The sequence below is a fragment of the Streptomyces sp. CB00316 genome (assembly GCF_001905595.1).
Classification (GTDB): domain Bacteria; phylum Actinomycetota; class Actinomycetes; order Streptomycetales; family Streptomycetaceae; genus Streptomyces.
Genome location: NZ_LIXI01000004.1, coordinates 142,588 through 154,280, shown reverse-complemented (window position 1 = coordinate 154,280; position 11,693 = coordinate 142,588). Strand labels below are relative to the sequence as shown.

11 protein-coding genes are annotated in these 11,693 nt (G+C 72.5%); 3 read left to right on the top strand and 8 right to left on the bottom strand.

Features of this window, described 5'->3' with window-relative positions:
* Complete coding sequence (locus tag AMK21_RS12095) at window positions 1-1,425, top strand: GH1 family beta-glucosidase (protein ID WP_073877070.1); 1,425 nt, start codon at window positions 1-3, stop codon at window positions 1,423-1,425.
* Window positions 1,426-2,086: 661 nt separating this feature from the next.
* Here the strand turns inward: AMK21_RS12095 and AMK21_RS35985 are convergent.
* Window positions 2,087-2,491 carry a hypothetical protein gene (locus tag AMK21_RS35985; RefSeq protein ID WP_234421909.1) on the bottom strand — a complete coding sequence of 135 codons (405 nt, stop codon included), beginning with the start codon at window positions 2,489-2,491 and terminating at the stop codon, window positions 2,087-2,089.
* A gap of 170 nt (window positions 2,492-2,661) precedes the next feature.
* Between AMK21_RS35985 and coaD the strand changes: the two genes are divergently transcribed.
* Entirely contained in the window at window positions 2,662-3,087 is a 426-nt protein-coding gene (gene coaD, locus AMK21_RS12085) for a pantetheine-phosphate adenylyltransferase (protein ID WP_073877894.1), read from the top strand.
* 83 nt (window positions 3,088-3,170) lie between these two features.
* Here the strand turns inward: coaD and AMK21_RS12080 are convergent, their stop codons facing one another.
* The 3 genes from AMK21_RS12080 to AMK21_RS12070 all read right to left on the bottom strand — a co-directional run bounded on the left by AMK21_RS12080 (window position 3,171) and on the right by AMK21_RS12070 (window position 5,524).
* Window positions 3,171-4,463 (bottom strand): mannosyltransferase family protein, encoded by a 1,293-nt coding sequence (locus AMK21_RS12080; protein WP_199863182.1) that lies wholly within the window; start codon window positions 4,461-4,463, stop codon window positions 3,171-3,173.
* Between the two features lie 103 nt (window positions 4,464-4,566).
* The gene (locus AMK21_RS35095; RefSeq protein WP_158070716.1) at window positions 4,567-5,031 is read right to left on the bottom strand and encodes a hypothetical protein; all 465 of its coding nucleotides are present in this window, start codon (window positions 5,029-5,031) and stop codon (window positions 4,567-4,569) included.
* On the bottom strand, window positions 5,024-5,524 hold the full coding sequence (locus AMK21_RS12070; RefSeq protein ID WP_073877892.1) for a SigE family RNA polymerase sigma factor: 501 nt from the start codon (window positions 5,522-5,524) through the stop codon (window positions 5,024-5,026). Before AMK21_RS12070 ends, AMK21_RS35095 begins: the two co-directional genes overlap by 8 nt.
* A 710-nt stretch (window positions 5,525-6,234) precedes the next feature.
* Between AMK21_RS12070 and AMK21_RS12065 the strand changes: the two genes are divergently transcribed.
* A complete protein-coding gene (locus AMK21_RS12065; RefSeq protein WP_199863181.1) occupies window positions 6,235-7,065 on the top strand; it encodes a hypothetical protein in 831 nt (276 codons plus the stop codon).
* Between the two features lie 156 nt (window positions 7,066-7,221).
* Here the strand turns inward: AMK21_RS12065 and AMK21_RS12060 are convergent, their stop codons facing one another.
* The 4 genes from AMK21_RS12060 to AMK21_RS12045 are packed head-to-tail and all read right to left on the bottom strand — an operon-like array spanning window position 7,222 to window position 11,678.
* Window positions 7,222-9,051: an ABC transporter ATP-binding protein gene (locus tag AMK21_RS12060; protein ID WP_374194636.1), complete on the bottom strand. Its 1,830-nt coding sequence runs from the start codon at window positions 9,049-9,051 to the stop codon at window positions 7,222-7,224.
* Complete coding sequence (locus AMK21_RS12055) at window positions 9,005-9,475, bottom strand: lasso peptide biosynthesis B2 protein (protein ID WP_073877061.1); 471 nt, start codon at window positions 9,473-9,475, stop codon at window positions 9,005-9,007. Before AMK21_RS12055 ends, AMK21_RS12060 begins: the two co-directional genes overlap by 47 nt.
* Window positions 9,472-9,723, bottom strand: a complete 252-nt coding sequence (locus AMK21_RS12050; protein ID WP_073877059.1) for a lasso peptide biosynthesis PqqD family chaperone — start codon at window positions 9,721-9,723, stop codon at window positions 9,472-9,474. The genes AMK21_RS12055 and AMK21_RS12050 overlap by 4 nt, the downstream gene beginning before the upstream one ends.
* On the bottom strand, window positions 9,720-11,678 hold the full coding sequence (locus AMK21_RS12045; RefSeq protein ID WP_073877057.1) for an asparagine synthase-related protein: 1,959 nt from the start codon (window positions 11,676-11,678) through the stop codon (window positions 9,720-9,722). Before AMK21_RS12045 ends, AMK21_RS12050 begins: the two co-directional genes overlap by 4 nt.
* Window positions 11,679-11,693: the final 15 nt, after the last annotated feature.

The following is an 11,693-nucleotide window of genomic DNA, read 5'->3' as shown; positions in this document are numbered from 1 at the left end:
ATGACCGCTGTCGATGCCCGCCCGGCGACCTCCACAGGCGCCCGTCCCGAGACCCGGACGGAACTCCGCTTCCCCGCCGGATTCCGGTGGGGCACGGCCACCGCCGCCTACCAGATCGAGGGGGCCGCCACCGAGGACGGCCGTACGCCCTCCATCTGGGACACCTTCAGCCGCATCCCCGGCAAGGTTCGCAACGGCGACACCGGTGACATCGCCGCCGACCACCTGCACCGGATGCCGGACGACGTGAAGCTGATGCGGGAACTCGGCGTCACGGACTACCGGTTCTCCGTCTCCTGGCCCCGGGTCCAGCCGACGGGCCGGGGCCCGGCGGTGGAGCGCGGCCTGGACTTCTACCGCCGCCTGGTGGACGAGCTGCTGGGCGCCGGCATCAGACCGGTCGCGACGCTCTACCACTGGGACCTGCCGCAGGAGCTGGAGGACGCGGGCGGCTGGCCGGAGCGGGACACCGCGCACCGGTTCGCGGAGTACGCGGGCCTGGTGGCCGGGGCGCTGGGTGACCGGGTGTCCACGTGGACGACGCTCAACGAGCCCTGGTGCGGGGCGTTTCTGGGGTACGGGAACGGGGTCCACGCCCCCGGCCGCACCAGCGACCTCGCCGCACTGCGCGCCGCGCACCACTTCAACCTGGCGCACGGCGGCGCGGCCCGGGTCCTGCGCGACCGCCTCCCGCCCACGGCCGAGGTCTCCCTGACCCTGAACCTGCACGCCCTGCGCCCGCTGACCGACACCCCGGCGGACCGGGACGCGGTGCGCCGGATCGACGCGGTGGCGAACAGGATCTTCCTGGACCCGGTCTTCCACGGGCGGCTGCCACAGGACCTGGTGGCGGACACGGTGGCGGTGACGGACTGGTCGTTCGTGCGGGACGGCGACCTGGAGGTCACGTCCACCCCGATCGACTCGCTGGGCATCAACTACTACTCCCCCAGCGTGGTCTCGGCGGGCCGGTCCGAGTCCCCCGCCCCCTGGGCGGGCGCCGAGCAGCACGTGGCGTTCACCCCGGCGGAGGGCCCGCGCACGGCGATGGACTGGCCGGTGGACGCGAACGGCCTGTACGAACTGCTGACCCGCCTGCGTGACGAACTCCCGGGCCTGCCACTGCTGGTGACCGAGAACGGGGCGGCGTACGACGACTACGCGGACCCGGAGGGCCAGGTGCACGACCCGGAGCGGGTGGCGTACCTGGACGCGCACCTGGGCGCCGTACACCGGGCGATCGAGGAGGGGGTGGACGTGCGCGGGTACTTCCTGTGGTCACTGCTGGACAACTTCGAGTGGGCGTACGGCTACAGCAAGCGCTTCGGCATCGTCCACGTGGACTTCGCGTCCCAGCGCCGCACGGTGAAGGACAGTGCCCGGTGGTACGCGGGCGTGATCGCGCGGGGCGGACTGGAGCGGTGACGGCTTGAGCGGCTGGGGCGGGGAAGCGGGGGCCGGAGGCGACTGACCTCAGGCTGACGACCGTTGCCCACCGTTCCACAGGCTTCAGGGGCTCGGGGCACACGCTCCGGGCCCCGCGGCATGCCTGGGGTCGGGGTCGGGGTCGGGCGCGGCGACGGAGGCACCAGCGGTCGATGGCCGGTCCATCCCGGAATGGACCAGCGTGCTTTCGGCCGTCTGAACCACCGGGGTCGCCCGCCCGACCGGCGGGTGGCGGCCACTGTGGGCGACAGGGCACCCCGGATGGTTGGAAGAAGACGGAGAGTTCGAGCCGGTGCACGGGCCGGCGGTCGCGAGCGGTCCGGCCTCGGCGTAACAGGGCTGCCCAGCGGCGGACCGGCCAGGAGCCCACCGGACCTGCGGGCCGGAGATCGGGCCCCGCACCTTCCCCGTACGAAGACCCCGCCCACCGTACGATCCGCACGCCCGCACCTCCGCCCGCAGCCCCGATGCAACATGGCGCGAATGTGCCGGCTCCCGTGGGCGCTGAGGGACAGGACCCTTGACGACCTCCCGACCCTCGTCCGTATGGTCTAGACCAAGCAGCGAGGCGGGCGGCCGACCACGTCGATCACGTACAGGCCCCGCCTCGTCCCGCATCCGGCCAGGACACCGGGCCCGGTCACCGGCCGACCTCCGACGACCTTCCGGGCCTGGTCCCCGTGCGCGACTCGAAGCGGCCGGTGGGGCCGGTGGGGCCGGAGGGGCCGGAGGGGCCGGAGGGGCCGGAGGGGCCGGAGGGGCCGGTGGGGCCGGTGGGGCCGGAGGGGCCGGAGGGGCCGGAGGGGCCGGAGGGGCCGGAGGGGCCGGAGGGGCCGGAGGGGCCGGAGGGGCCGGAGGGGCCGGCCGTCATCTTCGGGTCCTCCGCCTGGTCGGCGTTCGTCAGCGACGTGCGCTGAGCTCTGGGGCCCCTGAAGGCCTCGGGGAGACCTGAGTTCCGTGATCCCAGCACCGGGTTGTCCCCCGAGGCCGCGAAGTTCAACGCGAAGTTCTCCATCTGCCCTCGCGCGTGCGGGGTTGTTCCCATCCGGTTCCTGCGCAAGATGCTGGAGCTGATGTGGTCCCCGCGCGTGCAGGGATGGCCCCATCGCGTCGATCTCGCCGAGTCGCCGACTGGCTGACTGGCTGGCTGACTGGCTGAGGGACAGCCACCCCGGCACTCACCACCGGGGCAGCCGCTTGCTACTCTTCCTGGCCGTGCGAGCCCTCTTCCCAGGATCTTTCGACCCGGTCACTCAAGGGCACCAGGACATACTCCGCCGCGCCGCCCTCCTGTTCGACGAGGTCGTCGTGTGCGTGATGTTCAATGCGAACAAGGCCGGCCGCTTCCCCGTCCCGGAACGGCTGGACCGGCTCCGCGCGGCAGCGACCGACCTGAGCAACGTCACGGTCGACTCCCACACCGGCGGCCTGCTGGTCGACTACTGCGGCCGAGCCGGAATCGACGTCGTCATCCGCGGAGTCCGTGGCGTTCCCGACCTGGACTACGAAATGCCGATGGCCCGGATGAACCACGAACTGGCCGGAGTCGAAACCTTCTTCATCGCCGCAGACCCCGACCTGGCCCATATCTCCTCCACCCTCGTCACGGCGACGAGTCAACTGGGCCGTGCCCCCGGATGATGAGGCGAGCGAGCCTCTTCAAGCAGCTGGGGCGGCAGCGGCGGACCGGCCGTTTGTAGCGGCGGGTGGCTGCGGCGAGGCCGTCACCCCGCCCACCGCCCGGTCAGAAACGCCAGGGCCACCAGCGCGCTCACCGGCCCCGCCACGCACAAGTACACCGTCCTGAACCGCGGGCGGCGCAGGCTCAGGGCCGCCAGGCCGATCCACAGCGGCCACCACAGCAGCGTGGCGCGCGGGATGGACACGTACCAGTACGACGTCCCCAGCGCCCAGAGGCTCAGCGCGACATACACCGCCTCGGGCCAGCGGCGGTGGCGTGCCAGCAGCGCGACCAGGGCCAGTCCCACCACCATCGCCGCCAACTCCGCCTGGAACATCGCCGCGTAGCCGGTCGTGTGTACGCCGTCGAAGGCCGCGTTCCACGTGTTCGTCCACGCCTCCCACGGCGTGTGGAAGTCCCGGTACCAGCCCCGCTCCTGTGCGTGCTTCCACGCCATCCAGTCGCCTGTGTGCGCGTGCAGGTACCAGCTGTACGCCAACGGCGGCAGTGCGGGCAGTGCCGGCCAGGCCGCTCCGCGCCAGTCGCGCCGGGTCCTCACCGAGAGCACGAACAGCACCACGATCGCGGCCGCCAGGAACAGGCCGCTGACCCGTACCGTCGTCGCCAGCGCGGTCAGCGTGCACGCCAGCGCCCAACGGTGGCGCTGGGCGGCCAGCCAGGCCGGAAGCGCGAACGCCAGGAACAGCGCCTCCGTGTAGCCGACCGCCAGGAAGACCGCGCACGGGGAGAGCAGGAAGAACAGGGCCGTGCGTCGGCCGTCGGCGTCCTCGGGGACGTACGCGCGGGCTATTCGGGACAGCGCCACCACGGCCACGGCTCCCGCGACGAGCGAGATCAGCAGGCCCGCCGCCGTCCAGCTCGGGACGACGACGTGAACGGCCCGCAGGAGCAGCGGGAATCCGGGGAAGAACGCCTCCCTGTTGTCCCAACCATCCATCCATGGGCCCGCGTCGGCCGGGAAGTAGCCGTCGCGCGCTATGCCGAGGTAGTGGTTCGCGTCCCACTGCTGGAACGGCGCGAGGACCGCCCCCGCCTCCCGCACATCGGAGCCCCGGGGGAAGAGCCACCGAGCGCCGTGGGCCGTGATCCACACGGATATGCGGGTCAGCAGGTAGATCCAGAGCACCCTGCGGTCGGCGGGACTCAGCCAGGCGACCGCCCGGTCGAACCCTGCCGCCCGAAGCGCGCGTGACGCGGGCCGGGGCTGGTGCGGTACGGGCTTCCCGGCCGGCCGGAACTCACGTGCTACGGGCCGGGGCTCAGGGCTCCTCGGCCGTAGCGGGGCAGGCCTGAGCTCAGGGGGCAGCGTAGACACTCAAGCACCTTTCGGACACGTCCGGGCGTGTGAGATCGCCCGGTGGAGACGCCGGGGCGTGGGAGGAGGGCGAGGGCGAGGGCGCGGAGTCAGCCGCCCGCCGTCAGGGCGTCGGCGTCGCCCCGAGCGTCGATGCAGACGTTGATGTCGACGAAGCAATCGTCGGCGCCTCCGTCGTCGGCGGGCCCTGCGGAGCGGTCGACCCCGTGGCGGGCCCCTCCGACCCCGGCACCGTGTTGCTGGGCGTGGGCGGTTCCGTCGGCGTCCCCGCGGGCGGCGGCGGTGCCGGGGACGGGTAGCTGGGCGACGGGCTCGTCGCCGGAGGTGCGGGCTTCGGTGTGACCGGGAGCAGGCCGATCGCCGCCGCGCCGCCCCCGCCGATGACCAGGCACACCCCCACCGCGACCGCGGCCATCCGGCGCCGCTGGGCCCGCATACCGCGTTCGGTGATGCTGGCCGCCGGGTCCGCCACGGAGCGGCCCTGCCCGAAGTCCCCGGCCTGCCGGAACAGGGACCGCAACGGATCCTGCGAGCCCTCCGGCCCCAAGGGGTCCCGTGGTTCAGACATCAGGAGCCTCCTCCATGCGGGGGTCCTGCAGACGGTGGGCGAGCGCCGCCCGTCCGCGGACCAGATGCGTCTTGATCGTGCTGGCGGAAAGCCCGGTCTCCCTGGCGATCTGCTCCACCGTGAGATCGCACAGGTAGTGCAGGGTCAACGTCCGCCTCTGCTGGGCGGGCAGCTCCCGGAGCGCGTCGACCAGCATCACGTGGTCCGGGTCAGGCGGCGCGACGTGTTCCGCCGCACCGCTCCCCCGGCCCCACGCGTCCGCCGAACGCCGCCGGAAGCGCCAACGGCTCACCGCCAGACGCCACGCGACTGTACGGATCCACGCCTCGGGCTGCCCGTCCCGCTCCAGCCGGCCGCGCCGGACCCACGCCTTGACGAAGGCCTCCTGCACGACGTCCTGCGCCTCCTGGAGGTCCCCCGTCATCACGTACAGCTGGCCTGTGAGACGCGCGACCGCCTGGGCGTAGAACTCTTCGAACTCCTCGACGGTCAAAAGTTGCTCCCGGATCTTTCGCTTCACCGGCTATACGCCTGCCGCCGGGCATCCGGTCTACAGCGCCGACGAGGCATCGGAGTGATCGTCGTCACGGAACCCGCAAGGGTGCCCGGCTGGGTGGACGTGGGCGACGCAGCGGAAACCCAACTTTCCTAGGCCGCGAAAGCTGGGAGAAGAGGAAACCGTGCATTCGGGCCCTCGCACCCGCCTCTGTCAGCCGCTTGCGACAGCGCCCGGAGGAAATCTGGATCGGCGACTGTTGACGGCCGCCCCTGCCGCCGGGGCGGCCGTCACACCCCCAGCCGCTTCTCCGGCAGCGTGACCCGAGCGAAGGGCGCAAAGGAGCTGTTGTTCGCCATGCCGCGATCCTGCCGCACAGCCGTTCCCACCAGCGTCGGCCCCTGCTCCTCCCGGAGCTCAAGCGGCGAGATCCGAGCGCTCTTAACAGTGATGGGGTGGATGGGTCAGCTTTCCCACCCACCCTCCCTGCGACCGGTGTTGACCGCTTGTGACCGAGTTGCGACGCGCAGTCGCCAGGCTTTAGCGTTCGGGAGGACAAGAGAAGAAAAGGACGACCCCCGCCGGTGATGGAACACCGACAGGGGTCTGACCAACAAAGATCGGAATCAGCGATCCTCATGGCTGACAGCCAGCTTAGTGCTGCCCCCTTCACCCCGCACGCGACCCCGCCCGCAACCCCGCACCCCATGGCCAAGCCCGGGTACGGCAAGCGCTCCGCGCCCGGCGAACGACCGCGTGGTGAGCGCGACTTCGCCCACCTGCTCCCCCGTGACGCGGCCGTCGCCGCGTACATCGACCAGCTGCCCGACGGCTCCGACATCTCCGTGAAGACGCTGGCCAAGCACCTCCCGTACGGGCAGTGCGCCCTGAGCACCACCCTCAACCGGCTCCAGGCCGCCGGGCATCTGCGGCGCGGCAGCGAGTGCGTCATCACCGACGAGGTGATGCTCTGGGTGACCCGCACCTTCTTCTCGCGCACCGCACGCGAGGACGAGTGGTGGAACGCCTACATCCGGGGCGACGTCCCGCCGGACCGGCCCCAACGACCCACCCGCTCACGGGCGTTCATCCTGCTCGCCGCCCTGGGGCGGAAGGCCCCGGCACTGTCCCTGTCCCACACCGCCTGCGTGAACCTGGAACCGCAGGTCAGCGAGTGGTTCGCGCGGGGCGCGACGGAGGCGGAGCTGCTGCACGCGCTCACCGCCGGCCTGCCGCGCGTCGTCCACTGCGCCGCGAGCTTCGTCGAGCGGCGCCTGCTCGACAAGCTCCCGCCGGAACGGGTCCTCCCGGGCCCCCGGACCGTCCTGCGCACCCTGGAGTGCGGCGAGTGCGGAGCCCCCGGCGCCCCGGAGGCGCTCCTCGGGGGCCTCTGCCGCCCGTGCCGGGGGCCGTCCCCGGAGCCGCCGATGGGGCCGCCGGTAGGGCCGCCTGGGGCCGTACAGCCGCCTGGTGTGCGTGAGCGGATGAAGGTGGTCCGAGCGGGGCTGGTTCCCCGGTCGGAGAGGACATACCGATGACTGTGCAGCTCACCCGCGTAAACGGCAGGGCACGATGGAGGGGAGGAGGCGACGCCATGACCCCCAGCACCGCCGATCACGCACCGCACGCCCAGATGTCCGTCGAGGAATTCGAGCAGCTGGCCCCCTCGGCCCCCGAGACCGTGACGCTTGAGCTCATCCCGCCGCCAGCTGCGTGGTCGCCAGTTCGCGGTAGAGGTCGTCCGACGTGATCAGTTCCTCGTGCGTGCCCGCCGTGCGCACGCGGCCCTCCTCCAGGACCACGATGCGGTCGGCGTGGCGGACGGTGGACAGGCGGTGCGCGATGACCAACACCGTCGTCTGCTGAGCCAGTTCGAGGATGACGTCGCGCAGCGCCTGCTCGTTGACCGCGTCCAGTTGCGAGGTCACCTCGTCCAGGAGGAGCAGGCGCGGGCGGCGCAGCAGGGCACGGGCGATGGCGATCCGCTGGCGTTCGCCGCCGGAGAGGGTGACGCCACGGTGGCCGACCGCCGTGTCCAGGCCGTCGGGCAGGCGGGCGACCAGGGTGTCCAGGCGGGTACGGGCGACCGCCTCCGTCAGCCGGTCCGCCGGGGCGTCGGGGGCCGCGAAGAGCAGGTTCTCGCGCAGGGTTCCGGCCAGGACCGGGGCGTCCTGTTCCACGTACGCGAGCGAGGCGCGCAGCTCCGTCAGCGGCCAGCCCCGGATGTCCCGGCCGTCCACGGTGATCGTGCCGCCGTCGTGGTCGTAGAACCGTTCCAGCAGGCTGAACACCGTGGACTTCCCCGCCCCCGACGGGCCCACCAGCGCCACCAGCCCGCCCGCCGGCACGTCGAACGTGACGCCCTTGTGGGCGGGGGCGCGCTCGTCCCCGTACCCGAAGGTCACGTCCTGGAAGGTGACCCGCAGCGGGCCGCCACCCTCCTTCAACTCGCCCAAGCCCTCCGAGGGTTCGCCCGGCAGCGACTCCACCTCGTCGATCCTGCGTACGGCGGCGAGGCCGCTCTGCAGGCCCGTCCAGCCCTCGACCAGGCCGCCGATCGGGCCCATCAGGTAGAAGAGGTAGAGCAGGAACGCGATCAGGGACGAGACCTCCAGGGAGCCAGACGCCACCCTCGCCCCGCCCACTCCCAGCACGGCCAGGAAGGCCAGTTGGATCGACATCATCATCGTGACGTCGGAGACCGAGGACCACTTCGCCACCGAGACGCCCCGGTCGTGCGCATGCCGTGCCGCCTCGGCCACGGCCGCCGTCTCCCGCTCCTCCGCGCCGCTCGCCTTGACCGTCCGGAACGCCTGGAGCACCCGGTCCAGCGCCGCCCCCATCGCGCCCACGGACTCCTGCGCGCGTAGCTGCGCGCGCTGGATTCGCGGCATGAGCAAGGCAGTCACGGCTCCGATACCGACGATCACCACCAGTGTCACGCCCAGCAGCGTGACGTCCATGTACGCCATGAACGCGACTGTTCCCAGCAGCATCAGCACGCTGTTGAACGACTCGACCAGACCGCTGGAGAGGACCGTTCGGAGCAGGGTGGTGTCGCTGGTCACCCTCGATTGCAGGTCGCCAGGGGTCAGACGGTCCACCGCCGGGACCTTCAACCGCATGATGCGGCCCACCAGTTGGTCGCGGGCTCGCAGGACCACGCCTTCCCCCGTCCGGGCCATGAGGTAGCGCCCGTACGCGGAGAGGCAGGCGCCGGCGAGGACGAGTGCGGTGAGCGCTACGAGCGGGGCGACCGGCGAGCGGTCCGCGGCGAACGCGTCGACCGCGTACTTCGCCATCAGCGGCATCGCGAGCCCGGCCGCGGACCCGGTGAGGGAGAGGGAGCCCGCACGGATGAGTACGCCGCGGTGGGGGCGGACCCGGGTCAGGAGGAGGCGGAGGGGGGTGGGGCCGGTCGCGCCCGCTTCGGAGGGTGATGCACTCTCCGCAGGCACCCCATGCCTTTCAGGCTCCTCAGGAAGCCCGTCCGCCCCCGTCGTCGTTCCCGCCACCGCGCTCACCCGGAACCCCCTCGCGTACCGTCACCACCATCAAAGGACGCAGATCGGCCGCTTCCGCCTGCTCGCCGACCGTGCGGCCCCCCGCCTCCACCCAAGCATGCGGCGAGAACGGCGGTGCCGTCCGGACCCCCGCGCACCAGTCCGGCCAGCTCCCCGACATCCGGCACACCAGCGCGATGGCCACCGAACGGGGCAGGCAGCCGTAACGGCCCGCGCAGCGGCGGCTGGTGGCGGTGACCGCCTCGTACGCCTCCAGCGTCTCCTCGTACGTCGCCGGGCTCGCGCCCCGGCTGCAGCGGGCCAGCACCCGGCGCAGGCGGCCCGGCTTGAAGCGGGCCAGGACGAACGCGGCGGCGATCGCGGCGCGCAGCCGCAGGCCGCCCGGGCCCGCGCCTCGGCGGGGCATCGTCATCTCGGTGGTCATGGGCGCAGGATCTTCGCCTCGACGAGCTGACGGGTCAGCTGGGCGACGTCCGACTCCGCCTCCGCGCGTTCGACGTCGAACTCGGCGACGATCCGCTCCACGGCCACCTCCGGGGCCTGGCCGGCGGCAAGAGTCTCCACGACGATGATGCTGGTGTCGTTCAACTGCCAGTAACTGCCGTCCTTTTCGTCGAGCAGGACGCCTCCGTACTCGGTCGTCGTGACGGCTATGCCTTTTCTGAGCTTCACAGTCTTGCCTCGCTGGTCGTGGGGGTCGACGGAGAGGTGGGCCAAGCGTTCTCGGCCGTGCGCAGCCAGGTCTCCCCGGCCACCGTGGAGCTGATGGAGTGCTCCACCAAAACCGGCGAGAAGGGTTCGGCCGCCAGTCGGAGCAGGTGGCGGGCGTCCACCAGGCCGTGGTCGGCGAGGCGCGATCCCGTCCACAAGTCAGCCAGTTCCGGGGCGTGTTCGCGTAGGCCCTGGTGTTCGTCGGAGGACATGTGGTCCTTCGTCGTACGGGCCGGCAGCTCGTCCGGCACCACCCCGCGCATCGCCTCGACGAGCAGCGGCTTGTAGCGCCAGGGGCTGATGCGCTCCGCCAGGCGGACGGCGAGGGTCGCCTCCAGGACCCGGTCGTCGTAGAAAGGCGCGGCGACCGGCAGCCCGATCGTCATGCCGATGTCCTCCATCGCCTGGAAGTGGCGCGCCCCCATCCGTACCGCGTCGATGTCCACATGCCGCCCCCGCCACGGGTCGATCGGTTCGGCCTGCTCGGCGGCGGCCGCCCGGAACTCCTCGGTGATCAGGGCGTTCGCGTGGTCCGTGAACCACGGGCGCAGGGATTGCCGTACGCCCCAGGAGAGCAGCGGGGTACGGGTGACGGGCTGGGGTTCGGTGGTGACCGCGCCCGCGAGCCAGCGGGGGAAGGTGGAGCGGTTCAGCAGGGCCTTCAGCGTCGGGAGGAGGGGCCAGCCGAGCTGGTGACGCAGGCCGCTGAGGTGGGTCCAGGCGGTGAGCGGGTTGCCGTGGAAGAGGTCCTGGTAGGCGTGGGGCAGGCCCAGGAAGAGCTCGTCGCCGCCGTAGCCGGTGAGGTGGTAGCGGGAGCCCGTGGCGTGGGCGCGGCTGAGGAGCAGATGCGCGCGGGCCCGGCCGGGGGCTACGGGGAGCGGTTCGTCGTTGAGCTCGGCGGCGGTGGAGGCCAGGTCGGCGTAGAAGTAGGGGGCGTGGTCGGCGGGGATGATGTGGTGGGCCAGGGTGGGGGCGTCCGTATGGCCGTGTGCCGCCTCCACCGCCCGCCGCGCCCACGTCTCGTCCTCGCTGTAGCGGTCGCGGGCCGCCACGGTGAGCAGGGAGAGCTCCGCCGGGCCGGTCGCGCGGGCGGCGAAGGTGAGGGCCGTGGAGTCCATGCCGCCGGAGAGCTCGCAGCTGATCCGGTCCAGGCCGCCGACATGGGCCCGTACGGAGGCGGCGACGGCGTCCCCGAGCCTTCGGGCGCCGTCCGCCAGGGAGAGTTCCGGCGGCGGGGGCTCCCACCAGCGGTACTCACGAGGGCCGGGGGCGGCGGCCGTGCCCGGTGCTGCGACGGGCAGGGCCAGTCCGTACCCGGCCCCGGTCTCGTGCACGCCCTGCCACAGGACGCGCCGGCTCAAGGGGTGCGGCAGGAAGTCGAGCATGCGCAGGGCGAGCGCGCCGTCGTCCAGGGTCGCACCGGTCAGGCGGGCGAGGACGGCCGGGCGGTCGGAGGCGATGGTGCCGGCCTCGGCGTGCCGGGCGTGGTAGATCCGGCGCAGCCCGGAGGCCGTACCGCGGATCCACGTCTCGCCGGAGAGACGGGCGATCACATGGTGGAGGCCGGGCAGCCGGGCGAGGCGGCGTTCCAGGGCGGCCCGGTCGCGGGCGCCCTCCAGGAGGCCGGCCAACACGGCCTCGGGGACCCGGTCGGGGCCGATGAGCACGAGGGCGTCGTCGCCCCGGTGGAGGTGGCTGACCTTGCGGACCAGGGCGCGGGCGACGACCCAGGGGCGGCCCGAGGGGTGGGCGACGGTCAGGACGTCACCCACCACCGCCGTCGTCACCGGTGCGGTCGCGTCCGCCGCAGTCCCGTTCGGCGCTGTCGCTTCCGGGGCGGGAAGCTGCCCGGCCACCGCGTGGCCCGCCACGCTGTCCGGCAGGACGACGAAGTAGTCACGCAGCAGGCCGGGCATCTTCACCTTTCGGAC